Raw genomic sequence first — 15,539 nt, 5'->3', positions numbered from 1 at the left:
CGGGTCCGTTCACCGTACCCGGCCCCGACGGGAGAGGTTCAGGACTGTGAACGCTCGAGATGCGCGCGCACGAACCACTGGAACTTCTCCAGCTCGGCGGACTGCCCGATCAGGATGTCCTCGGTGATCGGGTCGAGCTCGCCGGCGAGGGTGATCGCCTTGCGGTGGGAGGCGATGACGCCGTCGTAGACCTGGTCGATCGCGGCGAGGTGCTCCTGGGTGCCGGCCCTGCCGAGCTCGTAGTCGCTCCAGCCGCGCTCGGCGACGAGGCGACCCGGGGTGCCGACGGGGGAGGCGCCCAGCTGCGCGATCCGCTCGGCGACCTCGTCGGCGTAGCCGCGCACGAGCTCCACCTGCGGGTCGAGCATCTCGTGCACCGCGATGAACTGCGGGCCCACCACGTTCCAGTGGGCATGCTTGAGGGTGAGGTGCAGGTCGTTCAGGGCGTGGAGGCGGTCCTGCAGCGCTTCCACGAGTCGGCGGGAGTCGTCGGTGCCGAGGCCGGGGACGGTGTAGCTGAGGTCGGTCATGAGTGCTCCTTGTCGTGGTCGGGTCCCGGCGGCCGGGCGGCGGCGCCGGGGACGTACGGATCCTTCCCCTCCATCCTCTCATCGACCCCCTGCCGCCGACAGGGACCTCCCCCCTGCCCCGTACGATGGCCCCGTCAGCGTCCCCTGCGGAAGGAGCGCCCATGAGACCCGTCGACGAGCTGCGCGACCGGCTCCACGCCGCGCGCCGACGCGCTGAGATCGCGGGTGCCCGCGCCGACGTCCTCGCCCAGGCGCGGGCCGTGGTCCCCGAGCTGCCGCGCGACGCTGATGCGGGCCACCTCGAGCGGGCCGCCCGACGCCTGGTGCGGCGCGCCGCGCAGGACGAGTTCGCCCGCGAGGGGATCACGAGGATCCCCGTCCCCGAGGCGACCGGACGGGCCGAGCTGCGCCGCGCCGACCTCGCCTCCGACGCGGCCTTCCACGCGGTCGTCGAGGACGTGCTCAGCGCCGTCGAGATCGTGCCGAGCCCGCTGGAGAGTGACGACGCGGTCGCGCTGCGCGACGCCCGTGCCTCGTCCGACGCCTACGGCCTCTCGCCCGAGGTCGCCTCCGATCTCGCGTCCTACCTGCTGGGCCGCGCCTTCCTGCTGCGCGACGAGGAGCGCGACCTCGACGCCTATCTCGACCGGCACGAGAGGCAGATCCGCGAGGACATGCGCAGCGCGCTGGTGCGCCTGGTGCGGGTGCCGCTCGAGCTGCGCAGCGCCCGTGAGCGCCACAACCGGATCGCGAGCGGCCTCGCCCCCGAACGCGCGGGCACCGCGCACGGAGCCGGGACGGGTGCCGGGACGGCCGGTGGGGCGGGGAGCGGCGCGAGCGGTGTCGGCGCCGCTGCCCGCGAGGCCCTCTCGCAGCGCGCCCGCTCGGCGATGGACCACGCCCGCGCCGAGGCCGGTCGTGCCGCCCTCGGCGCCCTGCGCAGCGGTGCCGGCCGCGCCTTCGAGCGCTACGGCCGAGGGGCCGACGGCGAGGATGTGCGGGGCGGGGAGGCGCGGAGCGCCGCGGACCGGGCCCGGGACCAGCGTTCGGGCGGGCAGCAGTCCGGCGAGCACCGCGCTGCCGAGCAGACCGTGCACGACCCGCGATCGGACTGATCGGGCGTCGGTCGGGCCCATCGGCCGGCCCTGTCGGCCGGGTCCACCGGCCGGACCCATCGGTCGAGCCCGTCGGCAAGCCGGCGCGCCGTCCCCCTCGACGCACTGCGGCGCCGCCCCCTCGGGGACGGCGCCGCAGTGCAGTGGGAGGGGCCGGCTCAGACCCCGGCCTTCTCGGAGAGCTGGCGCTTGATCCGCGCGAGCATCCCCGACATGCCGTTCAGGCGCAGCGGGCTGACCACCTCGGCCAGGCCCAGCTCGCCGGTGACCGTGTCCGGGGTGTCCAGCACCTCGCCCACGGTGCGCCCGTCGAGGGCCTCGGCGAGGATCGCGGCGAAGCCGCGCGTCGTCGGCGCCTCCGGCGGGGCGGAGAAGAACAGGTGCGCGGTCGCTTCACGACCCTGCCCCTCCACCTCCGTGGCCAGGAAGATCGGGGACTGGCACTCGGGCACCGGCTCGAGCAGCTCCGGGTGCTCGGAGTAGCGCTCGGGCAGCTCGGGCAGGCCCTGCGAGAACTCCAGCAGCAGCTGCAGGCGATCCTTCCCGCCGAGCGCGTGGAAGTCGTCGGCGATCTCCGCGAAGCCCTCGGGCAGCGCGGAGGTCGCGGCGTCGGCGCTGTGCGTCGGGCTCATCGGGCGGGGACCTCGCCGGGCTCGGTACCCTGCGCGATCGGCAGGCGCACGCCGTTGCCCCACTCGGTCCAGGAGCCGTCGTAGTTGCGCACCGAGTCGAAGCCGAGCAGGTGGGTGAGCACGAACCAGGTGTGCGCGGAGCGCTCGCCGATGCGGCAGTACACGACCGTCGGCGTCCCGGTCTCGAAGCCGAGCTCGCCCTGGTAGATCGCCTCGAGCTCCGCGCGGGGCTTGAAGCGGCCGTCCTCCGCGGCGGCGCGGGCCCACGGCACCGAGCGCGCGGTGGGGATATGGCCGCCGCGCACGGTGCCCTCCTGCGGGTAGTCGGGCATGTGGGTGCGCTCACCGGAGTACTCCTGCGGGGAGCGCACGTCGATCAGCGGCCCGCCGAGGAAGTCCAGCACATCCTCACGGTAGGCGCGGATCGGGGCGTCCTCGCGCTCGATGACGGGGTAGCCGCTGGTCGGAGCGGGGCGGCCCTCGGTCGAGGTCGTCATCTCGCGGCCCTCGGCCTCCCAGGCGGCGCGGCCGCCGTCGAGCAGGCGCACGTCCTCGTGGCCGAACAGACTGAACACCCACAGCGCGTAGGCGGCCCACCAGTTCGACTTGTCGCCGTAGATCACCACGGTGGTCTCGCGGGTGATGCCGGAGGCGTCCATGAGCTTCGCGAAGCCCTCGCCGTCGACGTAGTCGCGGGTGACCGGGTCGTTGAGGTCGAGGTGCCAGTCGATCTTCACCGCGCCGGGGATGTGCCCGGTTTCGTAGAGCAGCACGTCCTCGTCGGACTCGACGACCACGAGCCCCTCGGTCTCGCCCGCGGCGAGCCGGTCCGCGAGCCACTGCGTGGTCACGAGCCGCTCGGGGTGGGAGTAGTCCTGCAGGGAAGGAGCCGGATCGGCGGGAATGGTCATCAGTTCACCTTTCGACGGTCGATATCGCACGACGTATGCCCCCAGTCTGTCACCGTCGTGCGCGCAGTGGCGATCCGGCGATGACGCTGTGCGCGGACACGCGGGAGGAGACCGCGCGGACACGCGCGATGTGCTTCCCCTACGGGGCCCGTGCTCCTACGGTGGCCCCATGATGGAAGACCTGGACACAGAGCCCGTCATCCCCACCCTCGACCTCACCGTCCTCGACTGCCCCGACGCCCTCCAACTGGCCACCTTCTACGCGAAGCTGCTCGGCTGGCGGGTCGAGGAGGGCAGCGACTCCGACTGGGCGGAGCTGGTGCCGCCCCGCGGCCGTCGCAGCGAGGACGACCCCGACGGCGAGGCCTCCCTCGCCTTCCAGAAGGTGGCGGACTTCCGCCGCCCCACCTGGCCCGACGGCGACCACCCCCAGCAGTTCCACCTCGACCTCTCCGTCACCGACATCGACCGCGCCGAACCCCGGGCACTCGCCCTCGGCGCGACCGTCCACGAGCACCAGCCCTCCGCCTCCGGCAGCTTCCGCGTCTACCTCGACCCTGCGGGACACCCTTTCTGCCTGTGCCTTTCGGCCTGAGGGCTGGGTCCGTGTGACAACCGCTTGACTGACGAGCCGGCGTCGCCGGGTCTCGCCCCTGCGCCCCTCCGTGTGATCACGGAGGGGCGCTCTGCGTCGTGGAGGGGCTCGGCGCGGTGAGGCCGACGGGGATGTGCGGCCGACGACGATCCGCTGATGCCGGGAGCGGTCGACGCCGTGCTGCGCCGGCACCGCCGAGGACCCTGTCTGCGTCCTCGGGATCCGACTTTCGTCACGACGTCAGGTGGAGTTGACGAGAATCGATGAATGTCAGCTCGCTGGTTCAGTCGAGATTTCGGTGTATTCGGCGGGATTGTCGTCCATTCCTTCTGTTCGCCGCCTCCTTCAGCCCGTCGCCTGCCCTCCCGTGCTCCAGGCGCATGACGTTCGGTGCGTCTCGAGGGTCCGCCCTCGGCGCCGGCTCGGTCGCCGTCGAACCGGGGATCGTGCAGGTAGTGCGCCTAGCAGGAGGGTGTGACATGCGAACGCCACCGTCCACGAAGAGGCCTGTTCCGGTGGATGAGTCCCTGCTCGATCGTCGCGCGGAGGGCTGATCCACAGTGACCTTGCCTCCCCACGGGGTGGTTATCCACAGATTGATCCCCATTTTTCTCCGGGGCTTCTGAAGTGGACATGCAGGCGGTAGTGTCGAGGTATTCGAAGAAGCGCTCATCGGTGAGTGCCCGGACAGCAGGGAGGTGGCGGCAGTGGGGGAGTTCGACGACATCGAGGACGAGAACGCGCGCCGCGACGCATCATCGTCCGAGACCGCGCGACAGTCCTCGTCGAGCGATGCCTCCTCGGTGCCGGGCCCGTCGAGCCCCAGCTCCGCCGCTGACCCCGCCGCTGACCCCACCGCCGGTCCTGCGGCCGACCCGGACAACCGCCCCGCCGTCGACCCGGCCGCCGACCCCACCGCTCCCGCCCGTCCCGCGCGCGAATGGCGCTTGCGCGCCCGGCGGGAGCTCACCGAGGAGCTGATCCTCGAGGAGGTCGGCGGTATCGAGGGGAAGAACGCCGGCCGCGTGCTCGCGCTCCACTCCCTCATGCGAGAGGAGGCGCAGCTCCACGCCCGCCGCCTCCGCCATCTCGCGGACTTCTTCGCCATCGACCCGGACAACGCGGGCTCGCTGATCGACGCGGACATGACCGCGATGAAGGTCGCCGTGGGACTGCGCTGCTCCATCACGCAGGCCACCTCACAGATCCGCGACGCCCACCACGCCGTCGTCGACCTGCCCAGGATGTTCGCGCATCTCGAGGCCGGCGATCTGCCGGAGGACTACCACCGCTTCCTGCTGCGCCAGGTGCGACGGCTCGACGCGGACCAGATCCGCCTGGTCGACGAGCACCTGGCCGGCGTGGAGATCCCCTCGATCCCCCGCAGCACCTTCGAGGCCCAGGTGCGACTGGCCGTGGCCTCCGTCGGGAACGAGCTGAAGCCGCCGCGCGAGGCGCGCGAGGTGCGGATCGACGGGGTCGACTCCGAGCAGGGCGTCGCCTGGATCACGATCACCGGCCCGATCCCCGAGATCCGCAGCCTCGGACTGCGGCTCGACGCGAGCGCCCGCGCCGTCCAGCGCGCCCAGCGCGTCGCGCTCGAGGCAGGGGAGGAGGAGCCGATCCCCTTCGACCTCGACGGCGACGTCCGCGACCGGGAGCGCCCCCTCAGCCTGTCGGCCCTGCGCTACGCGATCCTCACCCGCACCATGCTCGACCTCGACCCGGTCGAGGAGACCGCGCAGCCGTTCAAGATCCTCGTCACCGTGCCCGTGACGACCCTGCTCGGGATGGACGACTCCCCGGCGATGCTCGACGGGCTCACCCCCATCCCGGCCGACCTCGCCCGGGACCTCGCCGCGACCTCCTCCGTCTGGTACCGGATCCTCACCGACCCGGTCTGCGGCACCCACCTCCCCGCCCGGATCGACACCTACCGGCCCGACGCGCAGCAGCGCATGCAGCTGCGGCTGCGCCACCCCGTCTGCGCGGCGCCCGGATGCACCCGCCCCACCGCGCTCGCCGCGGAGGACGACCACATCATCGAGTACGACCACCACGATCCCGCCCGCGGCGGCCCGACCTCCCTCTGGAACCTCCACCGGCTGTGCCGGCGCCACCACCAGCTCAAGACCGCCGGGCTGATCGACCCCGCCAGGGATCCCCAGGACGACCCCGACCGCGGGGACCGCAGCACCAGCGCCGAACCGCTGGTCACGACCTGGCAGCTCGAGCAGGACCTCCGGGTGCGCACCGCGGAGAACACCGATCTGCTCACCCCGCGCATGACCCGCCGCCTCGCCCAGGCCGAGCGGACCCACCGCCGCTCCCGGGAGGCCAGGCAGCGAGGACCCGACGAGCCCCGCTGTCGAGCCCTCGACGAGGCCGAGGACCATCTCGCCGAGATTCAGCTCGAGGACGAGTTCACCAGGGTGCGGACGAAGCGCCGCATCATCCCGCCAGGGCCGCCGCTCGACGTGGACCACCCGCCGTTCTGACGGCGCCGCTCCCGCCGCGGCGCCAGGTCGACCATGAACGGCGCCGACCGTGCTGTTCGCCCGCGGTTCACCGCCGCGACCGGAGGCGGAGACGAGCGCCTCCTAGCGTGAGGGCGCCACGATCACCTGCCCGGAGGAGCCCCGCCATGACCGAGACCGCCCGCCCCCGACGACGCCTCCTGGTCATCTCCGTCGACGCGATGAGCGTCGTGGACGTGCCCTTCGCCCGCACCCTCCCGCACTTCGCCCGGATCCTCGAGGGCAGCTGGGGCAGCGCCGAGGCGATCTACCCGTCCGTCACCTACCCGAACCACACCTCGCAGACCACCGGCCGCACCGCCGACGGCCACGGCATCTACGCCAACGAGAAGGTCACTCCCGGGGAGCGGATCCCCGACTGGTTCTGGGACGCCCGCGACATCGCCTGCCCCACCCTCTTCGACCTCGCGAAGGAGCAGGGCCTGAGCACCGCCGCCGTCGGCTGGCCCGCCACCGGCTGGTCGCCCTCGCTCGACATCGCCGTCCCCGAGATCTGGGACCGCGCCGGCCTCGAGCCCACCCTCGCCGTGCTGCGCGAGGCCGCCACCCCGCGCGGCCGCGAGTACGTCGACCGCCATGCGCAAGAGATCGGCTGGGACCGCAAGCACCGCTTCGGCCGCTTCAACACCGCCGTCGCCGCCGACATCCTCCGCACCGACGCTCCCGACGTGCTCTTCCTCCACCTCGTCGACGTCGACTCCGCCCGGCACGCCACCGGCCGCTTCACCGCCGAGGTCAAGGAGGCGTTCGAGCGGGTCGACGGCTGGCTCGGCGAGCTCCTCGCCGCCCTCGAGGACGCCGGCACCGCCGCCGAGACCGACATCGCGATCGTCTCCGACCACGGCCACGTCGAGGTGGGGCGCGTACTGCGTGCCAACGCGCTCCTGGCCCGGCAGGGCTTCGTGCGCCTCGACGCTGACGGCGAGGTCAGCAGCTGGGACGCCTGGGTGCACGGCTGCGGCCTCACGGGCCAGCTCCACCTGCACCCCGAGGCCGACGAGACCACTCGCGAGAAGGTGCTCGCCCTGGTCGAGGACTGGGTCGCCGACCCCGAGGTGCCCGTCCAGGCCTTCCACCCGCTGACCGATATGCACGAGGACTACGGCTGGTCAGGCCCCTTCCTCGGCATCCTCGAAGGGGTCAGCGGCACCGCCTTCCAGAACCTCTGGGACGGCCGCTGGCTGATCGACCGCTTCGATGCCGAGTACGAGTTCCTGCTCTCCCAGCACGGACACCTCCCCGAGCAGGACATCCAGGCCGTGTTCGCGATGACCGGGCCCAGCATCGAGACCGGGCGCCGCATCACCCGCTGCACCGTCACCGACGAGGCCGTCACCTTCGCGCACTTGCTCGGCCTCGAGATCCCGGACGCCGACGGACGCGTGGTCGAGGAGATCCTGCGGCCGGCGCCTGTGCTTCAGGAGGCGGTGCCTCAGGAGGCGTAGGCCTCGAAGGCCGCACGGATCCCGTCGGCCGACGCCCCGGAGGCCAGCAGCACCTGCAGCAGCAGGCGGGCCTTCGGGGCGGGCAGCAGCCCGGCCATCACGGCGCCCGCGTCCAGCAGGTCCACCTCGGAGCCGGGATAGCCGTAGTGGTGCGTGGAGGTGCCGCCGCCGAAGGGCCGCGCCGCGACCACGACAGGCACCCCCTCGCCCAGCAGACGGCGCAGACGCGGCATCGCGGCGGGGGAGACGTGCCCCATCCCGACCCCGTCGACCACCAGTCCCGCCAGCGCCTCGGCGGGGAGATGGTCCAGCAGCGCGAGGTCCTCGTCGAGGCCCGCGGTGAGCAGCGGCACCGCCGGGAAGCGGTCCGGCGGGAGTCCGCCGGAACGGGTCGGACGCGGCAGGGGGAGATGGAGGAGGCGCAGGTCCTCCGCGCCGACGATCGCGAGCGGCCCCGAGGGCTCCGAGGCGAAGGCCGAGACCCCGCGGGAGGAGGCCTTCACGACCCGGTCCGCGAGATGCGCGTGGGCGTCGAACACGACCAGCACGCCCAGGCCGCGGGCCGACGGGGCGGTCGCCGCGCGGACCGCGTCGCGGAGGTTCGCGGGCCCGTCGGCGCCGGGCGCGCTCGCCGGACGCATCGCCCCGGTCACCACCAGCGGCGCCTCCCGGTCCCAGAACCGGTCGAGCAGGAACGCCGTCTCCTCGAGGGTGTCGGTGCCGTGGGTGAGCACCACGCCGGCCGCGCCGGAATCGACCGCGGCTCGCGCACTCTCCAGCACGGCGCGCAGGTGGTGGGGGCGCACATCGGAGGAGGAGATGTTCGCGAGCGCTCGGGGTCGCAGCTCGACGTCCCCGCCGACGGCGGCGAGCAGCCGCGCCCCCGCGTCGTCGTCCGGGCGGGCGCTCTCGCCGCGGGCGTCCTCGGTCATGAAGATGGTGCCGCCGAGGGAGAGCACCTCCACGAAGGCGCTCACTCGGTCTCGATCTCCTCGCCGAGATAGGCGGCGGCGGTGCGCACCGAGGCCTTGCGGGCGGGCTTGCGGTCCGCGCCCCCGGCGACGTGCGCCTCGTACCAGGCATCCGCCGTGGCGCGCGTGAACTCCGCGCCCTCGGGGGAGCCGGCGAAGCTGCCCAGGCGACGCATCAGGTCCTTGCCCGGATCCTCGAGGTGCTGGGCCAGCGCGTACAGCGCCGCATCCCAGCCGCAGCCGGTCGCGGCGGGGCCGAAGGTCGCCCAGTGCGCGTCGGCGGGGACGGTGTGGCGCAGGGTGAGGATGCTGCCCCCGCCGTCCGCGCCTTCTCCCGCAGCGGTGATCAGCAGCTCCAGATCGCTCGAGCTCTTCCCGTACTCCCAGGTCAGCAGTAGGCGGCGGGGCGGCTCGACCTCGACCAGGCGGCCGCTGGTCTCCATCTCGGGCAGCTCGTAGCGCCCGCCGGGGACCACGTCGCCGCTGGCGGTGCCGAACCAGCGGGCGAGCCGCTCGGCCGTGGTCAGCGCCTCCCACAGCTGCTCCGGGGCGGCGTCGAGGGTCTGGGAGAGCGCGACCGTGTTCCCGTTCTTCGCAGGGGTGACGGTGCGGGTCACGGCGGTCAGCTGGGCGGTGGGGGTAGGAGTCATGAGAGGCCTTCCTCGCCGGGGGCGATGCGTCGCAGACGCACGATCACCTCGGCGTGCTCGGTGTGGGGGAACATGTCGACGTAGCGGCCGGCGACGATGCGCAGCGAGGGCATCGTGGCGAGGTCGTCGGCCAGGCTCGCCGGATTGCAGCTGGAGTAGAGGACGTCGCGGACCCCGGAGCGCTCGAGCCAGCCGGCGAGCTCCGGCCCGAGGCCGCGGCGCGGCGGGTTCACCACGACGATATCGGGCGGGCCTGCGGGACCGGCGGCCTCCTCGATCGCCCACGCGGTCGCGTCGGCCGCGAGGAAGCGGACGTCGGCGCCCGCGGCCTCCGCCCCCTCGCGCGCCCCGTCGATCGCCTGGGCGGAGACCTCCACCCCGGTGACCCGGGAGGCGGGGAGGGCGCGGGCGAGATGCAGGGCGAAGCCGCCGAGGCCGCAGTACAGGTCCCAGATCCGCAGGCCGGGGCCCGTCTCCTGGTCTTCCTGCGTCCCCGCGATCTCGCCCGCCCACTCCGCGCCCTGGCGGTACAGGGCGCCGGCGACCTCGGTGTGGGTCTGCAGGAAGGACTGCGGGCGGGAGTACAGCGTGACGTCCCCGGTGCGCACGGCGAGACGACCGGCCCCGGCCAGCGGGATCTCCTCCTCGCCCTCGACGCGCGTGGTGTGCTCGGGGTGGATGTTCGCGCTGACCGACACGACCGAGGGATGCGCCTCGAGCAGCCGCGGCAGGTGCTCGCGCAGCCGCTCCAGCGCCGCGGTGCTGCGCAGCACGAAGCGGAGCAGGTGCTCCCCGTCCGGAGAGCTGGTGACCAGCACGTTCTTGATCTCGCCGCGGCGGCGGGCGACGTCATAGGGCGGGATCTGCGCCCGACGGATCAGGGCCTTCGCCCCCTCGAGCACCTCCTCGACCCCGTCCGGGTAGAGGGGGCAGTCGCACAGGTCGGTGCCCGCGGACTGCCCGGGCAGGGTCAGCAGAGGTGCCTGGGCCGTGCCGCCGACGGCCATCTTCCCGCGGGCGCGGAAGCCCTGCTCCGCGCCGACGATCGGCTCCGACCAGATCGTGCCCGGCGCGAGATGCGGGGCGAGCAGCTGCTCGACGCGCTCACGGCCGCGGGCGAGCTGCCGCGGGCGGGGGAGGTCCAGCAGCGTGCAGGACCTGCACGCGCCGGAGTCGAAGTGGTGGCACCGCACCCCAGGAGTCTACGAGCCCGGCCGTCGGCTGTCGCACCCCCGCGCTACCGTCGCCGACGGGTCACGAGACGCGGCCGGACTCCCTCGACAGAGGCCGCGCGGCAACCGGAACCGAACCCGGTGCCCGTCGAGGAAGACCCGGCCGGGGGCGTCCGCCCATCCGGTCAGACGGCTCGGGTCCTCTGCGGGCCCTTCTCGGAAGGTGATTCGCATGCATCTCGACGACCACGCGGCGACCTGGCGCGACCAGCTCATCGAGCTGTCCCTGCCCGGGGTCGGGGCGGTGACGGCACGGGTGGAAGACGGGTCGCCCGCGGTCGAGGTCTCGGAGGACGAGCCCGGCTTCCGGCGGAGGGAGCCGACGGTGCCGCCGGCGCGGGAGACGGTGCGCCGCACGCTCGCCGCGCGTCCGCCGCTCGAGCTCGAGCACGCGTGGCTGGTGGTGCCCGCTCTCGGGCCCGTGCTGCCGGTGGACGGAGATGGCGTGGGGCTGGTCGGCGACCTGTCCGGCCGGCGACCGGCCGAGGCGGTGCAGGGCGAGAGCGCTGCGCCGGCCCGTCCCAGCCGGGAAGGGGCGGAGGTCGGGGCTCCGATCGGCGCTCCTCGGCGGCGTCCGCTCTCCCCGCGCTGGGGCTGGTTCCGCGTCCCCGCCGTGGCGGCGGCGCTGCGGGCGAGGGGCGGGATCGTGGGGCGCGGAGCGCTCGTCGGCCCTCGCCGGGAGTGGTTCGAGCCGGCCGTCGCGACGCGCGAGGACCTGCTGGGCGCACATCCCGACCAGGCGCTCGAGAGCGCGCTGGCGGCCGCGCGGGAGCTCGGACAGGTGGCGGTGCTGCGGATCGGGCCGGACGGGCTCGACGTCCACCCCACCGGCGCGGACCCGCGGGTCCCCGTGCTGGAGGGGCTCCCGCTGCAGGTCACGGCCCGGCCCGCGCAGTGCCCGCTGCAGGGCGAGGACGGCTGCGGGCCCTGCCGGCCCGTCGGCGGCCCCTGGATCCGCGCCTCGCAGGAGGCGCAGCTCGACTGGGAGGCGCGGCGTGCGCAGGCCGTCGGAATGCTGGGCTGCGGGGTGTGCTTCGGGGAGGCGCTGCCGCCGGAGCCGGATCAGCCGCAGGTGCCGCGCCTGGCGGAGGCGACGCCCGTCACGCACCTTGGCCGGCTGCACCTCCGCGGCGGCGGGAGCGTGCAGATCGACCCGCTGATCAGGCCGCGCTGACCCCGTTCGCCGCGCCGATCAGGCGAACCACTCCGTGGGCGGGCCCAGCTGCAGCAGCACCGAGAACACCACCGCGACCGCGATGATCGCGATCAGGCCCGCGAGCAGCGGCCGGCGCAGCGCGAGGGCGACCACCTTCTCCGGGAACGAGCGCGGGGCGTCCTCGCGCAGCCGCCAGCTGTCCCCGAGCATGCCCTTCCGGTGCGCCCAGCGCTCGAAGGGGACGGTGAGATAGGGGACCAGGGCGGAGCCCAGCCCCATCGCCAGGCGCCCGAGGCTCCAGCGCTGATCGACCGCGACCAGCACCGTCACCACCACATAGGACAGGAACACGAAGCCGTGCAGGCTCCCGCCGATCCGCACCCCCACCTCGGTGACCTGCAGCGCGTACTTCAGCAGCATGCCGAGCAGCAGCAGGGTCCAGGTGACCATCTCGGCCAGGGCCAGCAGACGGTACAGGCGGGACGGGGTCCGGATCAGACGCATGGTCCTCATGGTGCCAGAGGCCCGCTGGATCCCACCCGGGAGCAGGGGCGGGGTGCGACGATCGTCGGATCCGGTGCGGCGGCGCGCCTGGAAGGGTGGGGTCATGACGACGCACACGATCCCCGGAGAGCTGTTCCTGCTGCTGACCAACGACGCCGGTCGGCAGGACTCGACCTCGTACCGCACCCAGGCCCTCGCCGCCGCCGCGATCGCCGAGCTCGCCCTGCGCGAGCGGATCGCGCTGACCGAGGAGCGCAGTCCGAAGGTGCAGGTGCTCTCCACCGAGCCCACCGACCTGCCCGTCCTCGACCAGGCCCTGGGCGCGCTCGCCGAGCTCGAGGGGAAGTCGCTGAAGTCCGCGATCGGCCACCGCATGATGAACCTCACCGAGGTGATCGGCGAGGGCTACGCCGCCGTCGGCGCCGTGCAGCGCAAGGACGGCTGGTTCACCACCACCTGGCCCACGCACGACGACGAGCTCGAGACCGCGCTGCGCGCCCGTCTCGCCGCCGCCGTCGAGGACCCCTCCCGCGCCTCCCTGCAGGACGGGCTGCTGCTGGAGATCCTGCGCGCCCTCGGGATCGCCCACCGGATCCTCAAGGACGACCTGCCCGGCCTCTCCCGTCGTGAGCTCGATCAGCGGATCGAGGCCCTCGAGATCGACAGCCCCGCCGCGACGGCCGTGAAGCGGGTCGTGGACGACATGACCGCGGCGCTCGCCGCGGCCACCGTGGTCACTACGGTCAGCTCGACCTGAGCCGCGCCGTGGTCCGCGCGGTGGCCGGCGCCGTCCACGGATCCTCCGGCCAGGGATGCTTCGGATAGCGGCCCCGCATCTCCTTGCGCACCTCCCGGTACGGCCCGTCCCAGAAGGAGCGCAGGTCGTCCGTGACGGCGAGCGGCCGACGGGCCGGGGAGAGCAGGTGGAAGAGCACCGGCACCCTGCCCCGCACCAGCCGCGGCGTCTCGGCGAGGCCGAACAGCTCCTGCAGCTTCACCGCGACGACGGGCCGGCCGCCCTCCTCATCCGGCGCGGGATAGTCGATCCGGGCGGTGGATCCTGAGGGGACGGGGAGCCGTTCGGGGGCGAGGGCGTCGAGCTCGGACGCCTCCGGCCAGGGCAGCAGGGTGCGCAGCGCCGAGACCAGGTCGATGCCGTCCAGGCGGGTCCGCACGTGCGGGGCGAACCAGGTCTCGAGGGTGGCCAGGAGTGCGTCCTCGTCCATCGCCGGCCACGGGTCACCGAGCTCGCGGTGGATCAGGGCGAGCCGGCCTCGCAGGCTGCGGGCGGTGTCCGACCAGGTCAGCGCCTCCAGGCCCCTCTCGCCGACCGCGGAGAGCACCGCGGGGACCGTGTCCTCGGCCGTCGTCGCGACCGGGGTGGAGGACAGCTCGATCGCGCCGAGTGCACGCCGGCGGCGGGCACGGACGGTGCCGTTCTCGAGCCTCGCCGTGCGCTCCTCGACGAGCAGACCGGCGCCGAGGTCGAGGGCCTCGTCCTCCGTGAGCGGGGCGGCGGCACGGATCACCGCGCCCGTACCGTCGGCGGCCCGCCCCTCCGCGCGCTGCACCTCCCAGACCGCGAGCCACTGCGCGCCGAGCAGGCCGCTGCCCTCGGGCAGGGCCGCCCGCGTGCCGGAGGCGAGGAGATAGGATCGCGAGCCGTCGCCCACCCGGCGGGCGATCCGCTCCGGGCGGGCGAGGGCGAGGACCGCGCCGGGGGAGGCGCTCCCGCCCGAGGAGCCGGCGAGGCGCGTCAGGCGGTCGCGCTCTCGGCGCCAGCGCTCGGCGCCGGGGGCTCGGCCGGCGCGGAGATCGGCGAGGAGGCGGGGGAGATCGGCGCCCGTGGGGCGGTGGTCGTCGGAGACCACGGCGACGACCTCGGCGGCCGACGGCCCGCCCGCGAGCAGGGCCCGCGCCTCGCGCACCCCGACCGGGAGCTTCGCGGTGCGGCGACCGGCCGGGGTGGGGCGGCCCTCCTCGTCGACCAGGCCCAGCGCCCGCAGCGTCTCCTCGGCGGCGCGGATCTCCGCGGCCGGCGGCGGGGTCAGCAGCGGCAGGCCCTGCCCGCGCGGCGTCCCCCAGCAGGCGAGCCAGAGCGCCGCATCGGTGAGGTCCGCGGCGGTGATCTCCGGCGGGGACTGGGCCGGCATCCCCGCGAGCTCCGCCTCGGAGAACACCCGCACCGCCCGGCCCGGGCCCTGACGGGCGGCACGGCCGGCGCGCTGCTCGATCGCGGCCCGCGAGGCGCTGACCGTGACCAGGCCCGACATGTCCCGCCCGCGATCCCGCCGCACCTCGCGGGACAGCCCCGCATCGACCACCAGATGCACCCCGGGCACCGTGAGGGACGACTCCGCGAGCGCCGTGGAGACCACGATCCGGGGCGGCTCCCCGGGGCGGCGGCCGCCGGTCGCGCGGTCCTGCTGGGCGGCGGGCAGCCGGCCGTGGAGCGGGAGGACCTCGACCCCGTCGACGAGTCCCTGCAGGCGGGCGACCGTCTCGTCGACCTCGCGGCCGCCGGGCACGAAGACCAGCGCGTCGCAGCCCTCCTCCCGCTGCGCGCGGGCCGCGGTGCGGGCGAGATGGTCCAGGAACTCGCGGGTGACGCCGCGGGCGTCCAGGCGCGGGGACGGGGAGGGGGCGTGCTCGGTGCGCAGAGGGTGCAGGGCGCTCGGCACCTCCACGATCGCCGCGCCGTCCAGCACCTCCGCGACCGCCCGCGCATCGAGCGTCGCCGACATCGCCCCGACCAGCAGGTCCTCCCGCAGCTGCCGCGTCTCGGCGAGCATCCCCAGCAGCAGGTCCGTCTCCAGGGAGCGCTCGTGGACCTCGTCGAGCACCACCGCCGAGACGCCCGGCAGCTCCGGATCGGCCAGGAGGCGTCGCAGCAGCACGCCCGGGGTGAGCATCTCGACGGCCGTGCCCTTCCCGACCGTCCGCCCGCCGCGGACCGTGAAGCCGACGGGGCCGCCGAGCGGGCTGCCGTCGAGGGAGGCGAGACGGCGGGCGGCCGCGCGCACCGCCACCCGGCGCGGCTGGGTGACCAGGGTCAGTCCGCCGACGAGGTTCGCGACCAGAGGCGGCACCAGTGTCGTCTTGCCCGTGCCGGGCGGGGCGGTGACCACCATCGCGCCCGTCCGCGCCGCGGCCCCGAGCTCCTCCCGTGCCGCGGTGACGGGCAGCCCCGCCCCGACGACGTCCAGGTCGAAGCGGTGCGGGGCAGGGGAGCGGTCCGTCATGCCCCCATCATCCACCGGT

Annotated in this window: 14 protein-coding genes; 6 read left to right on the top strand and 8 right to left on the bottom strand. The window is 74.3% G+C overall.

Annotated elements, in window-relative coordinates; translation table 11 throughout:
- Nucleotides 1-38 precede the first annotated feature (38 nt).
- Nucleotides 39-530, bottom strand: coding sequence for a DNA starvation/stationary phase protection protein Dps (gene dps / locus DEU31_RS10830; protein WP_010550777.1), 492 nt, complete (start codon nucleotides 528-530; stop codon nucleotides 39-41).
- A 161-nt stretch (nucleotides 531-691) separates the two neighbouring features.
- Here dps and DEU31_RS10825 point away from each other — a divergent pair, with 161 nt between their 5' ends.
- Nucleotides 692-1,645 (top strand): hypothetical protein, encoded by a 954-nt coding sequence (locus DEU31_RS10825; RefSeq protein ID WP_133677115.1) that lies wholly within the window; start codon nucleotides 692-694, stop codon nucleotides 1,643-1,645.
- 158 nt (nucleotides 1,646-1,803) lie between these two features.
- Here the strand turns inward: DEU31_RS10825 and DEU31_RS10820 are convergent, their stop codons facing one another.
- Together DEU31_RS10820 and DEU31_RS10815 are read right to left on the bottom strand one after the other, a co-directional pair.
- On the bottom strand, nucleotides 1,804-2,277 hold the full coding sequence (locus tag DEU31_RS10820) for a SufE family protein (protein WP_133677114.1): 474 nt from the start codon (nucleotides 2,275-2,277) through the stop codon (nucleotides 1,804-1,806).
- On the bottom strand, nucleotides 2,274-3,188 hold the full coding sequence (locus DEU31_RS10815) for a sulfurtransferase (protein ID WP_133677113.1): 915 nt from the start codon (nucleotides 3,186-3,188) through the stop codon (nucleotides 2,274-2,276). Before DEU31_RS10815 ends, DEU31_RS10820 begins: the two co-directional genes overlap by 4 nt.
- A gap of 172 nt (nucleotides 3,189-3,360) precedes the next feature.
- Here DEU31_RS10815 and DEU31_RS10810 point away from each other — a divergent pair, with 172 nt between their 5' ends.
- From DEU31_RS10810 to DEU31_RS10800, 3 genes are all read left to right on the top strand, one after another.
- A complete protein-coding gene (locus tag DEU31_RS10810) occupies nucleotides 3,361-3,783 on the top strand; it encodes a VOC family protein (protein ID WP_133677370.1) in 423 nt (140 codons plus the stop codon).
- 707 nt (nucleotides 3,784-4,490) lie between these two features.
- Complete coding sequence (locus DEU31_RS10805; RefSeq protein ID WP_243733807.1) at nucleotides 4,491-6,281, top strand: HNH endonuclease signature motif containing protein; 1,791 nt, start codon at nucleotides 4,491-4,493, stop codon at nucleotides 6,279-6,281.
- 146 nt (nucleotides 6,282-6,427) lie between these two features.
- Complete coding sequence (locus DEU31_RS10800; protein ID WP_133677112.1) at nucleotides 6,428-7,765, top strand: ectonucleotide pyrophosphatase/phosphodiesterase; 1,338 nt, start codon at nucleotides 6,428-6,430, stop codon at nucleotides 7,763-7,765.
- On the opposite strand, the gene DEU31_RS10795 is transcribed toward DEU31_RS10800, so the two are convergent.
- From DEU31_RS10795 to rlmC, 3 genes are read right to left on the bottom strand one after another with little or no spacing between them, the layout of a single operon-like run.
- A complete protein-coding gene (locus DEU31_RS10795) occupies nucleotides 7,753-8,742 on the bottom strand; it encodes an asparaginase (RefSeq protein WP_133677111.1) in 990 nt (329 codons plus the stop codon). The genes DEU31_RS10800 and DEU31_RS10795 overlap by 13 nt on opposite strands.
- A complete protein-coding gene (locus DEU31_RS10790; RefSeq protein WP_133677110.1) occupies nucleotides 8,739-9,386 on the bottom strand; it encodes an SRPBCC domain-containing protein in 648 nt (215 codons plus the stop codon). Before DEU31_RS10790 ends, DEU31_RS10795 begins: the two co-directional genes overlap by 4 nt.
- Nucleotides 9,383-10,579 carry a 23S rRNA (uracil(747)-C(5))-methyltransferase RlmC gene (gene rlmC / locus DEU31_RS10785; RefSeq protein ID WP_133677109.1) on the bottom strand — a complete coding sequence of 399 codons (1,197 nt, stop codon included), beginning with the start codon at nucleotides 10,577-10,579 and terminating at the stop codon, nucleotides 9,383-9,385. Before rlmC ends, DEU31_RS10790 begins: the two co-directional genes overlap by 4 nt.
- Before the next feature lie 211 nt (nucleotides 10,580-10,790).
- Between rlmC and DEU31_RS10780 the strand changes: the two genes are divergently transcribed.
- Nucleotides 10,791-11,792 (top strand): hypothetical protein, encoded by a 1,002-nt coding sequence (locus DEU31_RS10780; RefSeq protein ID WP_133677108.1) that lies wholly within the window; start codon nucleotides 10,791-10,793, stop codon nucleotides 11,790-11,792.
- 18 nt (nucleotides 11,793-11,810) lie between these two features.
- Here the strand turns inward: DEU31_RS10780 and DEU31_RS10775 are convergent, their stop codons facing one another.
- Nucleotides 11,811-12,278 (bottom strand): DUF3817 domain-containing protein, encoded by a 468-nt coding sequence (locus DEU31_RS10775; RefSeq protein ID WP_133677107.1) that lies wholly within the window; start codon nucleotides 12,276-12,278, stop codon nucleotides 11,811-11,813.
- 103 nt (nucleotides 12,279-12,381) lie between these two features.
- Here DEU31_RS10775 and DEU31_RS10770 point away from each other — a divergent pair, with 103 nt between their 5' ends.
- Nucleotides 12,382-13,035, top strand: a complete 654-nt coding sequence (locus tag DEU31_RS10770; protein ID WP_133677106.1) for a GPP34 family phosphoprotein — start codon at nucleotides 12,382-12,384, stop codon at nucleotides 13,033-13,035.
- Here the strand turns inward: DEU31_RS10770 and hrpB are convergent.
- Nucleotides 13,022-15,520, bottom strand: a complete 2,499-nt coding sequence (gene hrpB, locus DEU31_RS10765; RefSeq protein WP_133677105.1) for an ATP-dependent helicase HrpB — start codon at nucleotides 15,518-15,520, stop codon at nucleotides 13,022-13,024. The two genes, DEU31_RS10770 and hrpB, sit on opposite strands and share 14 nt — an antisense overlap.
- Nucleotides 15,521-15,539 lie beyond the last annotated feature (19 nt).

The organism is Brachybacterium sp. AG952 (assembly GCF_004362645.1).
Taxonomy (GTDB): domain Bacteria; phylum Actinomycetota; class Actinomycetes; order Actinomycetales; family Dermabacteraceae; genus Brachybacterium; species Brachybacterium conglomeratum.
Note: the sequence above shows the minus strand (reverse complement) of the source record. Positions and strands in the feature narration are given on the sequence as shown.